23 protein-coding genes and 3 pseudogenes are annotated in these 20,087 nt (G+C 41.7%); 3 read left to right on the forward strand and 23 right to left on the reverse strand.

Annotation, left to right across the window (positions count from 1 at the left end):
• Nucleotides 1-77: 77 nt before the first annotated feature.
• Together MSP8886_RS22825 and MSP8886_RS22830 are read left to right on the forward strand one after the other, a co-directional pair.
• A pseudogene (locus MSP8886_RS22825) lies at nt 78-728 on the forward strand (PAS domain S-box protein); the annotation flags it as partial.
• 120 nt (nt 729-848) lie between these two features.
• Nucleotides 849-1,280: pseudogene (locus tag MSP8886_RS22830) on the forward strand (methyl-accepting chemotaxis protein); the annotation flags it as partial.
• Between the two features lie 82 nt (nt 1,281-1,362).
• Here MSP8886_RS22830 and MSP8886_RS22590 read toward each other — a convergent pair.
• The 9 genes from MSP8886_RS22590 to MSP8886_RS16355 all read right to left on the reverse strand — a co-directional run bounded on the left by MSP8886_RS22590 (nt 1,363) and on the right by MSP8886_RS16355 (nt 8,084).
• Nucleotides 1,363-2,160 (reverse strand): pentapeptide repeat-containing protein, encoded by a 798-nt coding sequence (locus tag MSP8886_RS22590; RefSeq protein ID WP_245659121.1) that lies wholly within the window; start codon nt 2,158-2,160, stop codon nt 1,363-1,365.
• 64 nt (nt 2,161-2,224) lie between these two features.
• Complete coding sequence (locus tag MSP8886_RS16325) at nt 2,225-2,746, reverse strand: GrpB family protein (RefSeq protein WP_067018369.1); 522 nt, start codon at nt 2,744-2,746, stop codon at nt 2,225-2,227.
• Between the two features lie 80 nt (nt 2,747-2,826).
• Entirely contained in the window at nt 2,827-3,219 is a 393-nt protein-coding gene (locus MSP8886_RS16330; RefSeq protein WP_067018371.1) for a GNAT family N-acetyltransferase, read from the reverse strand.
• An 87-nt stretch (nt 3,220-3,306) separates the two neighbouring features.
• Nucleotides 3,307-3,705: a GFA family protein gene (locus MSP8886_RS16335; protein ID WP_067018373.1), complete on the reverse strand. Its 399-nt coding sequence runs from the start codon at nt 3,703-3,705 to the stop codon at nt 3,307-3,309.
• A gap of 279 nt (nt 3,706-3,984) precedes the next feature.
• Complete coding sequence (locus tag MSP8886_RS16340; RefSeq protein ID WP_175365316.1) at nt 3,985-4,518, reverse strand: cytochrome b; 534 nt, start codon at nt 4,516-4,518, stop codon at nt 3,985-3,987.
• Nucleotides 4,519-5,039: 521 nt separating this feature from the next.
• Complete coding sequence (locus tag MSP8886_RS22465) at nt 5,040-5,294, reverse strand: GNAT family N-acetyltransferase (protein ID WP_217491357.1); 255 nt, start codon at nt 5,292-5,294, stop codon at nt 5,040-5,042.
• A 5-nt stretch (nt 5,295-5,299) separates the two neighbouring features.
• Complete coding sequence (locus tag MSP8886_RS22470; RefSeq protein WP_217491358.1) at nt 5,300-5,440, reverse strand: hypothetical protein; 141 nt, start codon at nt 5,438-5,440, stop codon at nt 5,300-5,302.
• An 81-nt stretch (nt 5,441-5,521) separates the two neighbouring features.
• Nucleotides 5,522-6,907, reverse strand: a complete 1,386-nt coding sequence (locus MSP8886_RS16350) for an HD-GYP domain-containing protein (protein ID WP_067018378.1) — start codon at nt 6,905-6,907, stop codon at nt 5,522-5,524.
• A 514-nt stretch (nt 6,908-7,421) separates the two neighbouring features.
• Nucleotides 7,422-8,084 carry an HAD-IB family phosphatase gene (locus tag MSP8886_RS16355; RefSeq protein ID WP_067018380.1) on the reverse strand — a complete coding sequence of 221 codons (663 nt, stop codon included), beginning with the start codon at nt 8,082-8,084 and terminating at the stop codon, nt 7,422-7,424.
• A 128-nt stretch (nt 8,085-8,212) separates the two neighbouring features.
• Here MSP8886_RS16355 and MSP8886_RS22595 point away from each other — a divergent pair.
• Nucleotides 8,213-8,344 (forward strand): annotated as a pseudogene (locus MSP8886_RS22595) (IS110 family transposase); the annotation flags it as partial.
• 215 nt (nt 8,345-8,559) lie between these two features.
• Here MSP8886_RS22595 and MSP8886_RS16360 read toward each other — a convergent pair.
• From MSP8886_RS16360 to cydB, 14 genes are all read right to left on the reverse strand, one after another.
• Nucleotides 8,560-8,793 (reverse strand): hypothetical protein, encoded by a 234-nt coding sequence (locus tag MSP8886_RS16360; protein WP_067018382.1) that lies wholly within the window; start codon nt 8,791-8,793, stop codon nt 8,560-8,562.
• Nucleotides 8,790-9,248 (reverse strand): Tse2 family ADP-ribosyltransferase toxin, encoded by a 459-nt coding sequence (locus tag MSP8886_RS16365; protein ID WP_175365317.1) that lies wholly within the window; start codon nt 9,246-9,248, stop codon nt 8,790-8,792. Before MSP8886_RS16365 ends, MSP8886_RS16360 begins: the two co-directional genes overlap by 4 nt.
• Nucleotides 9,249-9,693: 445 nt before the next feature.
• Nucleotides 9,694-10,080 (reverse strand): type II toxin-antitoxin system YafO family toxin, encoded by a 387-nt coding sequence (locus MSP8886_RS16370; protein WP_067018387.1) that lies wholly within the window; start codon nt 10,078-10,080, stop codon nt 9,694-9,696.
• The gene (locus MSP8886_RS22365; protein WP_175365318.1) at nt 10,071-10,235 is read right to left on the reverse strand and encodes a hypothetical protein; all 165 of its coding nucleotides are present in this window, start codon (nt 10,233-10,235) and stop codon (nt 10,071-10,073) included. Before MSP8886_RS22365 ends, MSP8886_RS16370 begins: the two co-directional genes overlap by 10 nt.
• A 10-nt stretch (nt 10,236-10,245) precedes the next feature.
• Entirely contained in the window at nt 10,246-10,608 is a 363-nt protein-coding gene (locus MSP8886_RS16375; RefSeq protein WP_067018389.1) for a hypothetical protein, read from the reverse strand.
• A 41-nt stretch (nt 10,609-10,649) separates the two neighbouring features.
• A complete protein-coding gene (locus MSP8886_RS16380; protein WP_139063165.1) occupies nt 10,650-11,303 on the reverse strand; it encodes a hypothetical protein in 654 nt (217 codons plus the stop codon).
• Between the two features lie 797 nt (nt 11,304-12,100).
• Nucleotides 12,101-12,541, reverse strand: coding sequence for a GNAT family N-acetyltransferase (locus MSP8886_RS16385; protein ID WP_067018393.1), 441 nt, complete (start codon nt 12,539-12,541; stop codon nt 12,101-12,103).
• 134 nt (nt 12,542-12,675) lie between these two features.
• Nucleotides 12,676-13,191 carry a GNAT family N-acetyltransferase gene (locus MSP8886_RS16390; RefSeq protein ID WP_067018395.1) on the reverse strand — a complete coding sequence of 172 codons (516 nt, stop codon included), beginning with the start codon at nt 13,189-13,191 and terminating at the stop codon, nt 12,676-12,678.
• A 91-nt stretch (nt 13,192-13,282) separates the two neighbouring features.
• Nucleotides 13,283-13,717 (reverse strand): DUF4274 domain-containing protein, encoded by a 435-nt coding sequence (locus MSP8886_RS16395; protein ID WP_067018397.1) that lies wholly within the window; start codon nt 13,715-13,717, stop codon nt 13,283-13,285.
• Nucleotides 13,718-14,030: 313 nt separating this feature from the next.
• Entirely contained in the window at nt 14,031-14,540 is a 510-nt protein-coding gene (locus MSP8886_RS16405) for a type VI secretion system amidase effector protein Tae4 (protein WP_067018402.1), read from the reverse strand.
• Between the two features lie 812 nt (nt 14,541-15,352).
• Nucleotides 15,353-17,017: an amino acid ABC transporter ATP-binding/permease protein gene (locus tag MSP8886_RS16410; protein WP_083200997.1), complete on the reverse strand. Its 1,665-nt coding sequence runs from the start codon at nt 17,015-17,017 to the stop codon at nt 15,353-15,355.
• Nucleotides 16,989-18,764, reverse strand: coding sequence for a thiol reductant ABC exporter subunit CydD (cydD, locus tag MSP8886_RS16415; RefSeq protein WP_067018404.1), 1,776 nt, complete (start codon nt 18,762-18,764; stop codon nt 16,989-16,991). Before cydD ends, MSP8886_RS16410 begins: the two co-directional genes overlap by 29 nt.
• Before the next feature lie 5 nt (nt 18,765-18,769).
• On the reverse strand, nt 18,770-18,880 hold the full coding sequence (cydX, locus tag MSP8886_RS16420; protein WP_012069220.1) for a cytochrome bd-I oxidase subunit CydX: 111 nt from the start codon (nt 18,878-18,880) through the stop codon (nt 18,770-18,772).
• A gap of 69 nt (nt 18,881-18,949) precedes the next feature.
• Nucleotides 18,950-20,086 (reverse strand): cytochrome d ubiquinol oxidase subunit II, encoded by a 1,137-nt coding sequence (cydB, locus tag MSP8886_RS16425; RefSeq protein WP_067018406.1) that lies wholly within the window; start codon nt 20,084-20,086, stop codon nt 18,950-18,952.
• Between the last annotated feature and the right edge of the window lies 1 nt (nt 20,087).

Here is a 20,087-nt window from a genome sequence, read left to right on the forward strand (position 1 = left end):
TTGCTGAATTGGAAAGAGAGTTGGCCTCATTTCAAGAGACTCAGAATGGACTTCAGCAAGAAATGTTGTTTTTCTCTATGTCTTCGGATGGAAAAATTTTAGATGCCAATTCATTATTTACCACGTCAATTGGCTATGAAAAAAATGAAATACTCACTAAAAACATTAATGACTTGATCCTCAAAAAGTCCCTAGAAAAAGAACATTGTCAAAAAATGCTCTCTGCAATGAACAAGAAGAAGCATTGGCATGGTGCTTTGCAGGTTCAAAACAAACATGGCAAGGAAGTTTGGTACCGAGCAACTATTCAGCCTAAAAAGGTGGCTGACGGCTCTGTCATCTTAGAAGTTTATAGCGCTGAATTAACCAAAACCATTTCCCAATCCAAAGAAATGGAAGACATTTTAACCGCCCTACATCGCTCCACAGCGGTTATTGAGTTCAATTTGGAAGGCATAGTCTTAAACGCGAACAATAATTTTCTACATGCAATGGGCTACTCGAAAAGCCAGATTATTGGAAAGCACCACAGAATGTTCTGCGACCCAAAAGAAGCCGAATCTCAGGAATATCATGATTTTTGGCAACAGCTTCGCTCTGGTACCTATGTCTCCAATCGGTTTAAGCGATTAGATAGCAATGGCAATGTTGTTTGGTTGGAGGCCTCTTACAACCCAGTTCACGATGACAGTGGTCAACTCTATAAGGTCATTAAATTAGCCACCGTGATCACAGAGCAAATGAATAGAGAGTTTGCCATCGCAGAAACATCCGAAATTGCCTATGAAATATCAAAGACAACAGATGAAAACACATTAAAAGGCATGAATGTTTTAGAATCGACGATCCAGACCATGGATGAGCTATCCTCGCAAATGAGAGACGCAAGTGAAGGAATCAGCGAACTCAATGCTCAGTCAACCAAAGTATCCAGCTTGGTAGAAAGCATTCGCGGTATTGCAGATCAAACCAATCTTCTTGCTCTAAATGCCGCCATCGAAGCAGCACGAGCAGGTGAACAAGGACGAGGTTTTGCGGTTGTCGCTGATGAAGTCAGACAGTTGGCCTCTAGAACAAGCTCGGCGACAGAGGAAATCATTCAGGTTGTAGGGGATAATAAGCACCTTACAGAAAAAGCCGTATCATTGATTGAAGAATCCATGGAGAAGGCACATAAAGCCCTCGATTTATCCACCGAAGCCGGTCATGTAATGGGCGATATACAGACGGGCGCAAGGCAAGTTGTCGATGCCGTCAAACAATTTAACAACAAATTGTAAATGCCGAACAGCACAGACTACTTATAGATAGATTACAAGGGCCTTATTAAACTGTACTAGCTCATCTGATATGACAGCTTAATTAGGCCCATTTGACGGATGCAGGCAATGACTCACCCAAGGCTAACAGATGACGAATAAGCTGGCCTTCATGAGTGGCTTCGTGCTCAAGCAGACTTAACAACAACGCCTCGCGTTCACCTGTCCAATCCTCAATGCCTGAAATCGCCTTTTCAAATACGGCGGCTGAAGCCGTTAATTTTTCCACGGCTTCAGTAGGGTTTTCTGTTGAATCAAGTGAACAAGAAAAGCCTGCCCACTGCCCCTCAATCAGCGACTGTGAATAGCTTTCTCGCGCCCCAACAATACACCAAATATGGTCACCAACGGACTTATTCTTCGCTACATTAAGATAAGCAGTATAACTCTCTGGAGTTAGTGAATTAACAACATCCAATACAGAAGAAAACCTTGCACGAATATTATTTAAAACCATCTCCCTCATTGAACTCGCCTTTTTCTCATAGGCTTCAAAAAGGTCAGTCACAAGCACCCCGTTAATTTTCATGCCTTCCAAGTTCGCATCATTTACTTCAGTATTTGCTAAATTCAAACAACTAAAAGACACACTAGACATATTTATATTATGAAATGAAGCATGACTTAAGTTGATATTCTCATAGCAACTGCTGGCTAGATTAACGTCATTAAACACACAAGATTCTAAATCACAGTCAGTAAATTGAGCATTTTTTAAAACAGCCCAATAGGATGAGCCAGTTAAATCAACAGCATTAAACTTAGCACCGGTCATATCTGATTTAGAAAACTCAAAGTCTTTGAATTTAGTGTCTTGAAATGGATTATGACTCTCTGACATTAAATCTTCCTTATTTAGGTCATTTTTAAGAAAATAAAACTATTTATTTTTCATGAATGGGCCGTTAAGCAAACTTCCAATCTAACGCTTTCGCTTCATGCTCTTTAATAAAACTATTTTTGTGGTCACAATAAATATCTACATCATTTTGACATATTGATGCACCTTCTCGCTTAATGGAAGCATACTCTGATGCAATATGAGGAAAAGCGATTAAATAATCTCGAAAAGCAAGGTGCCTTTTCGCATCGACCGAACCAGACAAAAAAGCATGTATCTGATGACTTCTCTGTATATCACCTTTTTGGAAGTAGCGCCTACCTGTAATCCCAAATTCGCCTTTTGCAAGATAGCCAAGCGCCCCCATCAAATGACTTTCATCATCTAGCACTTCCAAGTTTTTTACTTCCATAAGAATATCAATAATTGGTTTAGCACAAAGCCCTTTTACCGATGTGCTACCAATATGATGAATGGCCTCAACATTATCATTCGAGAATAGAGATTGAATCACTGCTTTCTCTTGACTGAATTGATCAGGCCATTCATCTCGATAATCAACAACTTCAATAATTCTGATACTCATTTATCCTCCATGTAATTAGCAGAATGCAGGGATAAAAGCCTGCAACCATGCTAGATAGGCTTTCACCCACTCACAGCACTTTAGCGCCTACTTTCAATCGGAAAGTTGTTTAGCGTTATTTGTACACTATAACCCTGCTTTTCGTAAAATGGTTTCGCTTGGAAACTGAAGGTATCAAGAAAACTGGATTGACAGCCCTTACTGCGAGCAAACTCCTCGGCTTTGTTTAATAGTTGACGGCCCAGCCCCTTGTTCAAGTGGTGTTCATCGACCCATAGAAACTTAACCATCAGCCAATGTCCCCAAATCTCCCCCACTAAGCCACCTAATTTTTTTCCGTGCTCGTCATACAAATAGCAAGCGACATCCGTATGATAAACATCACCGAGAAACGGACTATTATGCTTACGTAACCCGGCACGAATTTCGTCAATATCGGATGGATCTGGCTGAGTGGTTACTTCTACATTCATATTATGATCCTATCCTATTAAAATAGAACGACAGCCTAAAATTGAAGGTAAAAATTAAAAACCATCTATTATAATGACAATATAGTATTAATTAAAAATCGGAATATTTTTGTCAACTTCAACCCAATCAGCCTTAAATTTTGTAAACACCTGTATCTCAGCAGGAATATTGAAGTGAGTAGACACATTCCCCTTTGTAATATAAATATGGTTAGGGAATTTATCGTCATTAATACAGTTAACGGTTGAACCACACTTTTTACAAAAGGACTTCGAGAAGGATTCCGTCGCTTGATACTCTGTCACATATTCATGACCAAACATTATACTAAACTGCTCTGACGGAATGACAATCCAAGAGCTGTAATCCGCACCACTTAGAGAGCGACACATATTACAATGACAATTGAGTGCACGTTTATGCGGTAACGTTGCTGTCCATTGAATGGATCCACAATGACATTGCCCTGATATAGACTCATTCATATCAAACTCCTAAATATTTCTAGTCAGCTGAAGAAAGCCTATCATACCCGCCCCTTCAAACAACTCTTTTTACTCGCTTTTAAAATATAAAGCTTTACATGGAAAAATCGGATGATAGGACACCGACAAGCGTGTTGTGGACTTCTTTCTTTCGAAGAGTAAAAAAGCAAAAAAGCGGATAGACTGATCCGCTTTTTATACTTAGAAACGTTCCTTGATTATCCATCTTAGCCATCATCCAAGACCGACATAGGATATTACGAGTATGCTATACAGTGCTTAAAGCATTCTGCCTAATACATCATTATCTTTGTTTTTATCAAAAAATCGATGCCTTAATGCCCCTAATACATGAGCAACAATAAGACCTATCAATACAAAGGCTAGCCACTTGTGTAATGCATTGGCTATTTCATATATATGGTTGTTTTTTGGTATGACTTCAGGTAAATCAAAGAAGAAAAAACTGACCCCATTACTGTATATATAGCTGCTAGATTGAATATATCCCAATATAGGAATAACAACCATTAGAATATAGAATAATATGTGGGCGAGTCTTGCTAATTTTCTTTCAGGTCCTGATATACCACTGGGTAACGCGGGTAAAGAGCGCTTTCTTCGATAAATCAGACGCCCTATAACAATAATAAAAAGCAACAACCCGAATGATTTATGCCAAAAATATAATTTATCTTCAAATGCTGCATTTGCTTCATCGTAAGGGGTCATATAAATGCCAACAGTGAGCAAACCTATTATAATTGCTGCACTGAGCCAATGTATCGCTCTGATGGATTTAGGATATTTCAATTTAATGCTCCTCTGTGTTTTTATTTATACCGACAACCTTTTTGCTTTAACAAAGCAACGCCATCGGACGCTCGTCAGAAGTAATAGATCATCCTATGGATAGATGACACTTTTATGTATTTTTTCATAGAGCACGTTCGAGTATACGTCGGCGGTTTCACTGAGGTTATCAAGATCTGGCACTTTTTCTATTTGACTTAATCAACCTTATAAACACACCTTGAGTAATTCATATACCCTATTAATTTTGGGCATTTAGACTCTATAACACAGGAGGAGTTCATTAATTTTTTATAAAATAGAAAAAATTCTAGCGTAAAACAGTAGCACTTAACTAAAAGCATTTGACTTTATCATTAGTCAATATCTAATAGATTGAAATAGATAATTGCTCTAATAGATTTATTAAATTGAGAAACAGATAAATATAGATCAATTAATAAACAATGGGGTCAAGGGCGTGAATTATACCCTGCTATAAAAAGCAAAATCGAAGCGTATTTTCTGTCTCTTTCGCATATTCATCGAGCTCGAGGTTTAAACTTTTTTGTCATGCCCTGACAAGAGGGAGCAACAAGTTTGTATCCCAATTTTTCGTAAAAGGCAGGTTCATCCGCAATCATTGAAACATATGACCCCTCTAAAGCAACGGATGATAAATAGTGATCGATATACTCCATCACTTTTCGCCCCAGCCCTTTCCCCTGATGCTTTGGGTCAACGGCCACATCCACGACCTCAAAATTACACGCACCATCACCAACGACACGCCCCATGGCTATCAAATCCCCACCCTGTCGTATTGAAACGCCATACAGGCTATTGTGGCCGCTTTTATAGACTTGGCTGATAAGCCTGCTTTTACGCGCATTTCACAGAATTCCTGCGGACTCGGAACGGATTCTTCGTATGTTATTTTCATGCTACCTCCATTTTTATGGTTACATTGTATTGCGCTTCATAGCTTAAGAGTTATTCAGGATGAAGAAATTCATGTCGGTCTTTATGTGTTCAACGAAATCAACTTGGCAATCTCATCTGGCTGCGTTGCAATAATGCGTTTTAGTGCGTCAAAGCAACGACTGTCAATGGCAGTCCCAACACTGCCCTGCATAATGTCCAGCGTTTTCTCCGCCGGAACAGCCTTACGGTATGGCCTTTCGGCCGTAATTGCATCAAAAATATCGGCGGTGGTAATAATGCGGGTGACCAATGAGATATCTTCATCCCGCAACCCATTTGGATACCCCGTGCCATCCAGCTTTTCATGATGCGAGGCCGCCACGTAGGCAAAACGCTCTAGCGGCGTAATGAGCTTAAGTATATCGTAGGTGTACGAAGCATGTTGTTTCATTGCTTCCCACTCATCTTCATCAAGCTTGCCGGGCTTATCTAAAATCGTATTGCTAACTCCAAGCTTACCAAGATCATGTAAGCGCGCGCCGCGACGAATCCATAGCCGATCCGCTTCTGGCAAACCAAGCTCTGTTGCAATCATATCGCTGAAAAGAGCAACTCGCTCACTGTGTCCTGAGGTAAATGGGCTTTTGGCATCAATAATCGACCCAAACGCCCTCACAATACGATCAAAGTAATCATCCGTTGTGGCCTCTCTCGCACCAACTGGCGCAATGGCCAAAACTTGCTCACTGATAGTATCAGCACTTAAAGGAGCGACAATGGCCTCTTGTTTCAGCAAGTTAATAGCAATGATCACCAGCTCTGGATCCAGCCAAGTACCGGACCGCTTACGCAGCTCCTTGATGGCCGCTGACATGCCTTGCGAATAATGAAACACATCTATAATTTGTGATGTCAGTGCAATACGAGCGTACAACGGGATCGCAGAGCCCGCCACCCCGTGCGGTGAGCCGCCACCATCCCAGTGTTCATCTAGGTTGTAGATGCTCAGCGCCACCTCTTCATCAAACAATAATTCACGAGCGATATCCGCCCCACGTGTACAACGAGTATAAATCACCTCTTTGGCGTATTGAGGGCCATTTTTTAAAATATCCAAGGTGGTTCGTAAACGCTCGTACCAATTTTGGTTAGAGCCAGCATTTTTCATTACAAAGCGTACAGCACCGATTAAGCTAGTATCCATGGTTTTAAAGCCATTTTTCAGTTGCCGTTCATCCGTACCGTATAACTGACAGATACGCGCGGCATTGCTGCTGCACCCAGTATCTTTTAAAAGTATGGTAAAAAATAAATCGTACAACTGTTGCTCATTAAGCTGCAGGGCCTTTCCGATGTGCATACCTATCCAACAACAGCGCATACAATGCTCGACTGGCTGCCCTTCAGTCATATCTAATGCAGTAGTTAACGACAAAATCAACTCAGATTGACTAATAGTAGTGGTTTGGGGGATATAGTTTGTCATTATGTACTCTACTGCTTGTACCCGTTCAGAATGTGATTATAAGAAAGCACACAACAACGCAGATGGCACACTAGCCCAGTAAAAACTGCATCATTATCAGTAAACTGCCTGACCAAACAGGAAGCCGCTGCCACGCGATAAAAAGACGGGAGTATTATGCTTATACTCATCCTATAAGAGTATAGGAATAGACCAATCTATTTTGTAGATATTTTTGCTTGAACATGGCTTACGAAAATTCTGTCAGCTTACATTTTAGGCCATCAATACAACGTCGCCATTGCAGCCTCCATCATAAGACGAGTCAGCAAAACCGCTATATCAATGATTGATGGTGACTGATTTCACTATTTGCTTTCAGCCCATTTCCACTCCCTCATCCATTTATTCCCAGCTTCCTTAAAGTCAAGACCCCCATAATGGGCAAAATTAAATAGTCTACAATACCAAGCGAAGCGCAGGGAGCCTACGTGTTTTTATCCAAGCGAACTCAGTGAGCGAGTTTATACGATTGTTATGCCCAATTTAAAACTGCCATTTCCTTATTAAACGACCTTGTGAACTTTTTAAAGCACGTAGGAGTTGGGTTGACAATGTAACGCTTATTGCAAAGTTTCAATATTGGAATATCAGCTGAGCTGTCTGAGTAGCCAATAATTGAATCATATTTTCCTAAATCGAAGAGCTCTCTTACACGTTTTACTTTTCTAGATGAGTAACAGTGAAATTTACTGATCATGCCCCCGAAAAATCGAGTTTCTTCAGAGCAGACAAATTTAACTTTAGGGAGAGACTTTTGAGCAAAGATGGCTTTGACCATCCATTCTGATGCTCCACTAACAACTATAACTTCATCTGCATTTGACGAGTGCAACAATAGCTGTTGGACAGCGTCCTTGAAAATTATGGTTGAATTATCATTGAGGTACATTCGGATGAAGGACTCACGCAGATGAATAATTTTTCTGACGCTAATTCCAAGCGTTGCGAGCCATAAAAGTACCGAGAATCCTATACATTTACTCTTCGCATGAAACAAAAATGGGATAAAAATAGGCAAAGACAAAAAACAAAACAATAGGCGTAAAGGATTTCGGCAGAGCATAAACTTCATGTACGCTGCGCCAGTATCCCTATTTACTATGGTTTTATCAAAATCAAAAAGTACCAAGTTCACTTCGCTGAATTCTTCCTTAATTGGACATAGACATAATGACTCCCCACGAGACTAGTCTCCAATTCAGTGGGTTAGTGTAAAACCAGAGCCATAATGAGTGTGTCAACAACTAAATCATGGAGGCTATCATGAGTGAACATAGCATAGTTTTTATAGGGCTGGACACTCATAAAGAGCTTATCGAAATCGCCTATATCGAAGCTCGGCGCGGAACTAAACTTATCCATTTTGGACGCATATCAAGCTCTAAACACAATGTATAAAGTAAGGTCAGCTCTGATAGGAAAAAACCTCTTAATCTACGAATTTACTGGCTTCTTCTAATGTATTCAGTCATCTCTTTTGAGCAGTACAAAAGGTCTATTCATTTAGAAGAAATGGCTGTGTGCTACTTGACGTGGGGAGCCATACCAACGTCCGCAGCACTTGGAGTAGAAGCGAAGCTGCAACAAGCAAACGCCGTTGCTTGGCTTTGTTACATTCTCCTTACCAGCTTACTATAGGGCAACAGGTTACTATTCTCCGTGGCGATTCTCTCGTACTCCTCCTCAAGCCAACCTTGGCAGTTTTCCAAACAAAGTAAATGTTCTTCGTAATCTGAAACATCTTTAATCGTTTCGCTAGACAGAAATTTTTCATTGTATGTTATTGCATCATTCAAGGCAGAAACTAAGAGCATCAAATGTTGTTCAGAGATTTCTAGTTTCATATAGCCTCCTTAACGACTTTAGCAGCAAGTTGATTCAAAAGGTTTTTAAAATGGGAAAGCGGCATATCATACGCAGGAGCGATTGTGTAATGTGTTGCCCCGACCCGCGCATTAAATCGATCCTTTACAATAGCCAAGCCAACAGGAAGCACCGTCCCATGGGGAATTTTGTAATATTCCCATGAGCTACCTCTAAAGGTGTTCGGCTTATCAAATGTGCTTATGCCTCTAGGAGTAGGGCGACACGAAACCCACTTTACCCCAGCCTTAACTGAAATCGATATGTCTGCAGGTCTGGGCTGTCCATTTGAAAGTATTTTATTATCCTCAACCAACCCGAAGAGTGTTCCGCGATCAGAAACTCTTTTGGCGCGCCACAAGTTTACTGGGGATTTTTCGAAGTACCGATCAATATCCCCAGCGGAAATTAGTATGTCCTTAAGTATTTCAGTCATTTCAATATTCTCCGTAGTTTACGATTTGAATGTAACTACTAAGCGGTTATACAGTGGCGAAGCCATGGCTATAACCTACTGGGCTGCGTACTTTATATAGGGAATTTGCTTTTTCAGGATTGGCGACGTCCCTGTTAATATCGCAGTACTTTTTCTCTCTTGCTAAGGGAGATTTCCAAAGTTCAGGCGAAATTTACGTTTATTTTTTTATGACACTATGACTCTTTTTACTCGAATCCTAATCATTAGGCAAGACTCGATCCTCAGACTCCATGAGACCAATGGTGTCGCCCATAAGTCAGCCAGTGTAAGAGTTATTGGTTTTAATCTAACCAACCGATAAACTTTTCGAAAGTAAAATTTACCGAAAAAAACACCTTAAAAAGACATTATTTTCAAGGCTCTAGAGCAGTTAAGAACGATCAATGACACTGACCCTTTTGATTCATACTTTTGATCGAAAATTCTCTGCAATTTCGGCCATATCCAGCATGAAATTAATGTTTCGTGCTCTTTCATGCGCTCTATCTATGACTGCAATTAACAAGTATGCATTTGGATTCATGAAGCCACGACAATAGATGAGGTGGAGATTGCTCAGCCTTCTGAACTGAACAATTTTTAAAGTCCATTTTTCATTGCCCCTTAGGTGAATATGATGCATATCAGCCTTAAGAACTGCATCTGGACGATTATATGAAGCATCTCGACCAAAGAGTAGCGGAGCATTCCCAGATTTTTTATACTCTCTAAACTCTGATACAAGGTTGGCCAACTCCGAATCTGGCATGGTGTCTCTTATTAGAGAAGAGGTAAATACCTTTACTTCCATTCGGTAAACTCCTCAGCATTATTTTTTTCTTTCTTCCTCTTCTCTAAAGCTTGATCAATTTTTCTGGATGAAATAATTATCGATGAATCCGATGTTGGCTTTTTAATATTATTACTGGACACATTTTTTACGGTAATTCTGATACTTTTCTTCATTGTTTTCTCCCTAGTTTGATACCACATTTTCTTTGAATATTTTTATACCTTTAACAGATGCATAACAGCCAACATCGTTCTCTACATAGTTTTGAAATGGCAACTTTTCTAGAAGCTCTTTTAACGAAAAATTGAAGCTTCTCACACAAGAAATAAGTGCCATCAATCCATTTTCTGTGTCGTCAGGTTTAAAATAGTACTCAGTTGAATTTGTGTCGCTTCCGTAGACATTAATCACCAAATAAGCGTCATCCCCATCACCGAAAATTTTCAAATTGCAATCTATGCTGCTCATATCAATATCCTTTTCATTTACGATGAAATCCATCCATTGATAGAGGCTACTTAGATCTTCATAACTATTAGCTTTCATTTATATTCCTCGATATTCGATACTGATTACATGCTAACGCTTCAAACACCGGCGCAGCTTTGCTGCGTCCGTGTGCTTTGATTTGTTAATACTCGGATCTCGACAATATCTTCTGGCTTTACAGGTACTGACTGATATCCATCCTGCTCAATCCTATATGCGTCGGGATTAGTTAATGCCTGAAAAGAGGAAATCAGTATTTTCCCCCATGGGTTTTCGATAAACGTTTCCACTTGGTTGGGGTCAAGTGAGCATCGAACGACTAGCGGAGCCCCAATTGACCCAAGTTTTAATCCAATAGGCTCGTCTAATTCAAAACACATGCTTACTTGTTCACCACCGTACAATCCGAGCAAGTACTCCGTTCCAGCACCTCCAAGCTCTATCTCCGTAAAGTTGAAGAAAATACGTTGATTTCTAACGGAGCTTTGGCCATGCTCAAAATAGTCATCCCATCGTTTCTTTATTGTCAGGATTTCTTCTTGAGAAAATAGGTGCCCGTGCTCCTTTATAAAAACTTCTCTTATTTCCTTGCCGTCTCGAATCAAAAGTCCTTTTGATCGGATACTTTCAGGTACTGCCCTCGTGTAATGAACACCGATAATTCGGTTGTTTCTACAATAACGATCAATGTCCCTAGCTAGACAGGACACATCACTTCGGTCAACTAACGATTCCGAGAATTCATGATCCATGCACGGGCTTTCAATAGCTCTAAGCCGATCAACGAATTCACTGGGGAGTTCTAGCGGTTTACATAGATCTATATTCATATTTTGGTACTAACAATTTTAATAATTCGCGTTTACCCAATAAATCGGTGTGCGCATTATTCTGGTCTTAGCCATTTAGATAAATTTAGCTAACATCATGATTTATATAAAATAATAGATCATAATGAGCGTTCAGGCTTCGGTTTAAACAAGCACGCTTGTTTTGTCTAATAACCAAGCATCAGGAGGGAAAATATGTGGCTTTCGTCTTCCTAGACACCATGTTTACACTCTAATCTATTTTCAAATAAGTGCCAATTAGAACATGTTGATACCTGATTGAAATTGACCAGCGGCAAGCAAACCGTAGAAGCGACTTCGACGCAACGAAGTTGCGCGACCCTATGGTGTTTCAAAGTCAGTTAAAAATGCCCTGTCTCCTATCCTCAAAACCAATCTATGCCTTGATGAGGCTCTGCATTGACAACATGATGTCTCCATGAGGATACGAGGCGCTGCTCTTAAAAGCGACCTTTTGGTAACTTTTGTGTCGCTAGACAAAAGTTACCCGCTCAGCAGAGCGGAATAAAGCTCATAAATACAAAGCAATTGAGAGGAAATAGAGTAACCTCATCCCCTCTGCGTAAAAACCCTTTTCGTGAAAGTACATCAGAATAGTTAGCTTGAATCAGGTCGAAAAGGTGTTCGACCCCATAGATCTCATTGTACCGTAAACACTAAAGCTGAATGGAACCGAAATACCCTTGTTATGTTTGGAGTTAAAGAGATAGGCACAGCTCTATTTCACGCTCTTCCACTAAGTGACCTGTTGATACAAAACCACAATTTTCGTAGAAACCTTGAGGGCTGTCTGATCCTACGACAACACTTGTATATAGAGCCGATATTCCGAATTCATTAACCAACGCTGACTTCAATAAATCGATAGCAAGACGACCATAACCCTTTGACTGTTGAGATTTATCGATCATGAACCGCCAAAGCTCAAATCTATCCGAAACGGTGTCTGCGCTTACTAAAACAAAGCCAATTGGATTATTGTCAGAATAGATACCTTTGAACCAAGGAAAGCTCATAAAGTTTGCTTCAGCCAATGAAATAGCATTGCTATCAACATGATTTAGCTGATGTTGAGCTACCTTTAACTGGCAAATCTCATAGAAGTTCGTTTTGTCTATACTTCTTAATTCGAGGCTCATACTACCAATTTCCTTCAAAAATAACACCGTAACGCCGTGCTAAGCAGGCAGAACTGAGAGTGTAGCATAGCGCCCACGATTGCGAAGCAATGCGCTATTTGAAGCGTAGGTGAAGATTCGGCTTGAGAACCTTGTTAAACTTGAAGCCCAAATTTTAAAACAGTCCTCAATTCACCACTAATTTGAGGAGCCTTATAAAATTGATCTATTTCTCCAAAACACTGAAATCCACACACTTCCAGAACTCTCCTAGCACCTTCATTATCTCGATCCGGAAAACACAATATACTTTTGCATTTAAGTTCGTTGAAAATATATGAGACTGCACAACCAACTGCTAACGATGCTATACCCTGAAGTCTACATGTTTTACATATTCCAAAATGAAGTTCAACCGACTCATTAAAGCTTACAAGCGTAATTAACCCCAACGGTTTTCCCGTATTACTTTCCTGGATTATATACACTGACTTCTCATAGCGCCTAAAACTATCTTCAGTAGACAGTTTTAGCAACATACATCTGGTTTCATCAATAGTTTGATGGACTTCCCTAGCTAGGAATCTCGAAGAATGGGCATCTCCTGTATAGTCTTCAAACAAAACCAACTCGTCACCCGGCTGATAGAATCTCAAAGATATTTTTTTCATCAAAACTACTCACAAAAGAGTCTTACGCCACTAATAGCGGCCGAGCGAAGCGAGGTCCAGCTCACGCAGTGCGCGATGCTGCTTGGCCTTGTTATATGCTTGCACCGATTACCTCTTGATAAAGAACTGAAGGTATACCGGCCTTATTATATTTGTGTAATGTAAGGCTATTTATATCTGGCTTAAAGCTAACTGGACCATTAGCATAAACACTGCTATTTAGCTTATCGGCAATCATTTCACAGAAATCGGCCCAGTCATTATTGTATACATTACGCTCAACTTCTTTTAGGTAATAGCTCATTCCTTCTGCTAGCCAAAAAAGAGTAAGGGCCGTGCCCAAATCACAATACTCATTATTTGCAATCGCATTGGGCAACGCCATTCCATCATCCCAGTTGTATGCGATAGCGTATTGCTGAAGAAAGCATGGATTACTTGATCCCTTTGCAATAGAAATGATCTTTTCAATATCTTCTTCATATTGAATTTGATCTATCTGCTTTTTCTCAATGTCGCTAATCATGATTGCATATAACGTCTAAGCTGTGCGGGTGCCTACCGCGACAGCGGTAGGCAATCCGTACTAGCGCATTGTTAGCAGTTTTTATGACGAGATGTCGACATAACTTTAAACAAAATCATAAAAACAATAGATACAATAAGAAAGCTAGGCAGCACATAGATAAATATATAAGGAGCATTATCCACTCTTTGCTCTTCATTTATATATGGAAAAGCCAGCCTTTTGTACGCTTCCAAAAAAACAAGAAAGTTTAAGACTGTTCCGCCAATGACAATAGCGGTATTAACTAATAAACCTTTAGCCCTAATCACGACTACTTGACCTCCCAGAACCAAACTTCCCTGCTTTTATTTAAATCAGAGACCACACCAAAAAATTCATATATTGATCTGGTAATCATACTACCCCCAGTAATCTCATTTTCATTCCAAAGATCAATGTGATCACCGCTTCTATTATCTGGTGACTCATTTCCTCTTTGCCAATAGTCTTTTAAAAAGATAATGCCTGTTTTACCATCTAGCTCATCTTGAAATGACTTTGGATTTACTTTCTGTACCTGTCCCAGCCAACTTAGACCAGATTGTTTGAGCCAAATCGCCATTTCTTCAGCCAGCAGTATGTGCTTCATACCTGGGTGGCCCCAACATTTCTTTGCGCTTGAGCCAACTGTTGATACACCAGATTTTATTAAAGCGTCACTCAGCATAATCGCACAATAGTTACCAAATGGCCGAGATCCTGTCTCTTGCTTATTCTGACACTTTGCTTTAATTATTGTTTTATCGGGGTAATTCCCCCAAAGCTCCTTAAATTTACTCATTTTTTCTCCTTTTATGTGCTGATTATTTTAACTGCTAACATTTTAATAATACGCATGCGCGTTTATCCAATAAATCGGTGTGCGCGTTATTCTGGTATTAGCCATTTAGATAAATGCAGCTAACATCATGATTTATATAAAATAATAGATCATAATGAGCGTTCAGGCTTCGGCTTAAACAAGCACGCTTGTTTTGTCTAATAACCGTGCATCAGGAGGGGGAGACATATGTGGCTTTCGTCTTCCTAGACGCCATGTTTACACTCTAATCTATTTTCAAATAAGTGCCAATTAGAACATGTTGATATTTGATTCAGCGCAGGGTCAAAGCCCTTTTCGTGAAAACACATCAGAGTAGTTCGGTTTAATCAGGTCGAAAAGGTGTTCGACCCCTAATCCAGTGAGGTAACTATTGTTGGACTGAAGTCCAACCTACAAATCGTCTTCGACGCAACGAAGTTGCGCGACCCTATGGTGTTTCAGAGTCAGTTAAAAATGCCCTGTCCCCTATCCTCAAAACCAATCCATGCCTTGATGAGGCTCTGCATTGACAACATGATGTCTCCATGAGGAAACGAGGCGCTGCTCTTAAAAGCGAATTTTTGGTTACTTTTTGGGCGCTTGCAAAAAGTTACCCGCTCAGCAGAGCGGAATAAACGAGCATCTCAAAGTCATTGAGTGGAAACAAATACACCGGAAGACCCAAAGAACAACCCCACCCTAGCCTTACCCCTTAAAAAAGGGGAAAGAACTTGTCGATGACGATATACCCCGTCAACCCCCTAAAAAAAGGGGAAAATAACGGGGCATGTTTAAACGTTAATAATAGTGGCTTTCTCAGAAAGCGGGCTATTGATATGACTGATAAATACCAATATCTCAGGACGGTAAATACGCTGTAATGAGGTACAAATACATTGGATACTCTCACTGTCTAAACCGTCAAACGGTTCGTCCAGCAACAATACCGGGGCATTACGCAGTAATAAACGCGCCAAGACCAAGCGTTTGCGTTGACCACCGGATAAGTCACGACCTTGTGCGCCTAATAGTGTATCCAAGCCTTTTGGTAGACTACGGGCCCAATCGCCTAACGCAACGGCGTCCAATACTTCCCATAACGACTCTTCAGTGGCATTTTCATCCCCTAATCGCAAGTTAGCCGCTAGGGTTTGTTGAAAGACATAAGGGGTTTGTGGCAAGTAGCTGATTTGTGCTTGGTAGTCTTGGTTGTCGTATAAATCCATCCGTTGATCGTTGACCAAAGCTCCCCCTTCGGCCAAACAGTCCCCTGCTAATGATGCCAATAGAGTGGATTTACCACACCCGCTGTTACCCCGTAACCAGATGGTTTCGTGCGTTGCGACTTTTAACGAAATCGGTTTATTCCCTAAACCAGATGATGCGTGGTATCCGCGCCAGTTGATCAACTCAAGAGATTTTACACGGGCAAGTGGCAGACCTAGCGCGATGTTTTCCTCAGAAGCATCGGTATGCAACTGATTCATACGACGTAAACCCACTTGCGATTGCCCCTGCGCCACAAAGGATTGAGCCAAGGGCAATACTAATTCGTTGACGGCTAAGACAGACAAGACTAATGCCACCAGCCAAGCCCCATCCACACCAGGGACCAAAGAAAGTCCATTGGTTTGTGGCTGGTAACGCATAACAAGTAAGAAGAAGCTGCACAGCAAGGCGATGGTCACACTGTAAGAAGCCAAGCGACCTAGGCTGATCGCTTTTTGGATACGCAGCTCTGCCTGTTTCTGACGGGTATCTAATTCATTAAGGCGCTCGGCATATTGCTGCCAGTGGCCACGAATGGTCAGGGTAATCAACGCCGAGAACAAACTCACAAAGCGACTACGACGGTGTGTCCCTAAAATTTGCCCAACATGAACAGCACGGCTAGCAAAATGACCACACAGATACGGTACGACCAAAAGATGAATCACCGCCGCGATAATAATAGGCCACAACAAAGTAGTGGATATAAATGACGCCAGTACAAGGACAGATAAATACGCCAATGTGGCATATACCCAAGGCATTAATACCACCAAGGGCCAACGAATGATTTGGTCTAGGTCACTGACTAAACGCTGCAATAAGTCTCCACGACTTTGTTGATGCAAATTCGCTGAGTCTTTTGCGACACGTTGATCCCACACCCACAAGCGCAATGTTTTTAGCAAGCCTAGTAAGTGATCGTGAGCAAATACTTGTTCGCCATAACGACCTGCGGTGCGCAAAATGGCCATCAAGCGGACCAGCGCTCCAGGTAGAAAATAGTTAAACGCTTTGTAGGTTCCCAACACACCAGCTAAACCCGCTGCGGACAGGAACCAACCGGATATACCAAGCAGTGCAACCCCGGCAAGGCTTGCGACCACGCCCAGAAACAGAGGGAGTGCAAATCCTCGTGGGTTTGCCCATAGAAGACGTTTAAGCGATAGCTTGGATTCGTTGCTCATGCAAGCCTCCATGTGTCAAAGTCCAATGTCTATCAGCCCAAGCAATAGGATGGGTATCGTGACTGACAACCAATAGTGTTTTGCCTTTTGAAGCAAGGTTTAAAGTATCCAACACGGCCGTAGCCGTCTCTTCGTCCAAGCCGGAGCAAGGCTCATCAAGTAACCAAACATCCGCCTTCGATAATAAAGCACGGGCAATAGACAAGCGCTGCATTTGACCACCCGATAAACCTGCACCGAGTTCTGTCAATTTCGTCTCTAGGCCATCAGGCAATGCCTCAATAAAGACATCACATTGGCTTTTTGTTAGTGCTGCTTGCAGAGCCTCGTCCGTTGGGGTATCAATCCCCAATAATAAATTCTGGCGAATTGAGCCATTCACCCACTCGGGTGTCTGGGGTAACCAAGCCAAGCGAGCACGCCATTGGGCTAGGTCGACACTGGAGAACTCTTTGTCTTCAACAAAGCATTCTCCCTGATAACCTTCTTCAAAGCCCAACAAAAGGTGTAATAGGCTGGATTTCCCTACACCAGATTCGCCGCTTAACCAGATACGCTCGCCGGTACGTATGTGATTACTGATTGGCGCTAAACGAGAACGCCCAGCCTCTTGCCAGCTTAACTTATAAAAGGTTAACAAGGAGGCGGGATGGGTTTTGACCACAGATAAGTGAGAAGGTTTGCTAACCGTTTGAGCGTCTTCTTTGGCTTGCTCTTCTGAGCGCGACAGGGAAGTATTGAAAATCTCTAATAAAGCGGTCGCCGCCGCTTCGGCTTTTTGTTTAGCGTGATAATCGTTGCCTAGCTGACGCAATGGCAAATAGAATTCTGGTGCTAACAGCAAGATAAAAAAGGCTTGCGTCAAACTAACGGGTGATACGCCTTTAGACCAAGGCAGCTGTTCCAACAAGCCAAGGCCCAAATATAAGGCAATCATCGCAATCGCAATGGAAGCGAAGAGTTCTAATGTTGCGGTCGATAAAAAGGCCAGACGCAACACTCCCATGGTGGTTTTTTGATAGGCGCTGGCACTGTCTGACAAACGCTCTTTCGCTTGCCCTGTTCGTCCAAGGCGCTTTAGTTCAGCCAAGCCTTGGTTTAAATCCATAAATTGATTCGATAACATCGCCAACACGTTAAATTGTCGACGATTCGCTTGGGCGGCTTTGTGACCCACAAGGATCATAAAGAAAATGACCAATGGTGCGGTGACCATAAAAATAGCAAAGGCAACCCAAGACACTGGCAACATTGCCAGCAAAATAACACAAGGAATCAGCGACACCATAAACAACTGAGGTTTATAGCGGCTGTAATAATCGTCTAGTGCATCTACTTGTTCGTAAACACGCGTAGACAGTGCCGCATCTTCTTCAATTCTCAGGCGTGCTGGCCCAAGTTTGGTCAAATGTGACACCAGTTTTTCCCGTAGAGAATAGCGAATACTACGACTCGCACTGGCACTTAATCGCTCACGGCCAAAGCTGACTAAGGCACGAATCAGCAAAGCCGTTAACGCTATGAATAAAATCGATACTGAGAAAGCCCCATGAATCACCATGTCGGAAAACACATTAGCAAGCGACCAAGCTTGCATAATCATCGCCACAGTGAACACAACCCCTAATAATTGAACGAGACGGTAACGCTTCGATTGTCGCCCAGCCCATTCATTCAAAAACATAAGTTCAGGTGTTTTAACTCGCCCTTGACGAGCTTTTTTTGGGGCTTTCTCTCGTTTAAACATAAGGCTTACTTTTGCTCCTCTTCGCCTTCGTAACCTTTAAACTCTAACCAAACCGCATTAATGATGCCGAATGAACAGGCGAGTAATACACCTAAAACCCAAGCAAAATACCACATAATGTTTCTCCTTTGTGAGGTGCAGCAGGCCACACCTCACGTATGATGAATTAGTCTTAATCTAAACTACTAGTAGAGAGAGTGTTTATTCTTCTCAATGTGCTCTTTGCTTAAGCGGCCAAACATCACTAAATGGCTCCATAAGGTGTAACACAAAATGATAGGTACAAAAACACACGCCACAATAAACATAATTTCCATGGTATGTTGACTAGAAGTCGCGTCCCATAGAGTCAAACTCATACTTGGGAAAGTAGAAGAAGGCATTAAGAACGGGAACATAGAACCACCCGCTGTCACAATAATACCCGCAATCCCTAATGAAGAGCTTAGGAAAGCCAAGCCACCTTTTTTCATACGACTTGCAAACGCAGCCACTAGCAGACCCAATACGCCAATCACAGGAGCCAACATCAATAGAGGCACTTTACTGTAGTTAAGCAACCATGCGCCGGTTTCCACTTTTGCTGTTTTCATTAAAGGAGTCAGTACTTCGTTACCATTAATGGCACTAGTAAGAACATAACCTTTAATATCGTATGCTAACCAAATACCAGCCAATACAAAGAACACGGCACCAAGTAGTGCGGTAATAGTGGTCGCTTTACTCACTCGACGCAGCAAATCACCCTCTGTTTTCATTTGTAGCCAAGAGCCACCTTGGGTCATGATCATCATTAAGCTGACCAAACCACACAGGATGGCAAAGGGGTTCAGCAAGGCAAAGAACGAGCCTGTGTAATCAACACGTAGGTATTCATCAAATTGGAATGGTACACCTTGAAGCAAGTTACCGAATGCCACACCGAAAATAATCGGTGGTACAGTGGAACCAAAGCCGATACCAAGGTCCCAGTTTCTTCTCCAACGTGGTGTATCAATTTTAGAGCGATAATCGAAGCCGATTGGACGGAACCAAAGCGCCGCCAATGTCAAAATCATCGCGAAGTAAAACCCAGAGAAAGAGGTTGCATACACCGCTGGCCATGCGGCAAATAACGCGCCGCCTGCGGTAATAAACCATACTTGGTTACCATCCCAGTGAGGGGCAATGGAGTTGATCATCACACGACGTTCACTGTCATCGCGGGTAATGATGTTCAAAAGACTCCCTACCCCCATGTCATAACCGTCGGCGATAGAGAAACCGATCAGCAGTACGCCGATCAATACCCACCAAATGATTTTTAATAGTTCGTAATCCATC

The sequence above is a fragment of the Marinomonas spartinae genome, assembly GCF_900089775.1.
Lineage (GTDB): Bacteria > Pseudomonadota > Gammaproteobacteria > Pseudomonadales > Marinomonadaceae > Marinomonas > Marinomonas spartinae.

Excerpts from the sequence above, each read along its gene's own strand:
- cydX (WP_012069220.1), bottom strand. The coding sequence starts at position 18,880 with ATGTGGTATTTTGCTTGGGTTTTAGGTGTATTACTCGCCTGTTCATTC.
- MSP8886_RS22465 (WP_217491357.1), bottom strand. The coding sequence starts at position 5,294 with ATGGGGCGTGTCGTTGGTGATGGTGCGTGTAATTTTGAGGTCGTGGAT.
- MSP8886_RS16330 (WP_067018371.1), bottom strand. The coding sequence starts at position 3,219 with ATGAATGTAGAAGTAACCACTCAGCCAGATCCATCCGATATTGACGAA.
- MSP8886_RS16360 (WP_067018382.1), bottom strand. The coding sequence starts at position 8,793 with ATGAAACTAGAAATCTCTGAACAACATTTGATGCTCTTAGTTTCTGCC.
- MSP8886_RS22365 (WP_175365318.1), bottom strand. The coding sequence starts at position 10,235 with ATGAAGAAAAGTATCAGAATTACCGTAAAAAATGTGTCCAGTAATAAT.
- MSP8886_RS16335 (WP_067018373.1), bottom strand. The coding sequence starts at position 3,705 with ATGAATGAGTCTATATCAGGGCAATGTCATTGTGGATCCATTCAATGG.
- MSP8886_RS16325 (WP_067018369.1), bottom strand. The coding sequence starts at position 2,746 with ATGAGTATCAGAATTATTGAAGTTGTTGATTATCGAGATGAATGGCCT.
- MSP8886_RS16390 (WP_067018395.1), bottom strand. The coding sequence starts at position 13,191 with ATGAAAAAAATATCTTTGAGATTCTATCAGCCGGGTGACGAGTTGGTT.
- cydB (WP_067018406.1), bottom strand. The coding sequence starts at position 20,086 with ATGGATTACGAACTATTAAAAATCATTTGGTGGGTATTGATCGGCGTA.
- MSP8886_RS16385 (WP_067018393.1), bottom strand. The coding sequence starts at position 12,541 with ATGAGCCTCGAATTAAGAAGTATAGACAAAACGAACTTCTATGAGATT.
- cydD (WP_067018404.1), bottom strand. The coding sequence starts at position 18,764 with ATGTTTAAACGAGAGAAAGCCCCAAAAAAAGCTCGTCAAGGGCGAGTT.
- MSP8886_RS16395 (WP_067018397.1), bottom strand. The coding sequence starts at position 13,717 with ATGATTAGCGACATTGAGAAAAAGCAGATAGATCAAATTCAATATGAA.
- MSP8886_RS16370 (WP_067018387.1), bottom strand. The coding sequence starts at position 10,080 with ATGGAAGTAAAGGTATTTACCTCTTCTCTAATAAGAGACACCATGCCA.
- MSP8886_RS16405 (WP_067018402.1), bottom strand. The coding sequence starts at position 14,540 with ATGAGTAAATTTAAGGAGCTTTGGGGGAATTACCCCGATAAAACAATA.
- MSP8886_RS16365 (WP_175365317.1), bottom strand. The coding sequence starts at position 9,248 with ATGACTGAAATACTTAAGGACATACTAATTTCCGCTGGGGATATTGAT.
- MSP8886_RS16380 (WP_139063165.1), bottom strand. The coding sequence starts at position 11,303 with ATGGATCATGAATTCTCGGAATCGTTAGTTGACCGAAGTGATGTGTCC.
- MSP8886_RS16375 (WP_067018389.1), bottom strand. The coding sequence starts at position 10,608 with ATGAAAGCTAATAGTTATGAAGATCTAAGTAGCCTCTATCAATGGATG.
- MSP8886_RS22470 (WP_217491358.1), bottom strand. The coding sequence starts at position 5,440 with ATGAAAATAACATACGAAGAATCCGTTCCGAGTCCGCAGGAATTCTGT.
- MSP8886_RS16350 (WP_067018378.1), bottom strand. The coding sequence starts at position 6,907 with ATGACAAACTATATCCCCCAAACCACTACTATTAGTCAATCTGAGTTG.
- MSP8886_RS16410 (WP_083200997.1), bottom strand. The coding sequence starts at position 17,017 with ATGAGCAACGAATCCAAGCTATCGCTTAAACGTCTTCTATGGGCAAAC.
- MSP8886_RS22590 (WP_245659121.1), bottom strand. The coding sequence starts at position 2,160 with ATGTCAGAGAGTCATAATCCATTTCAAGACACTAAATTCAAAGACTTT.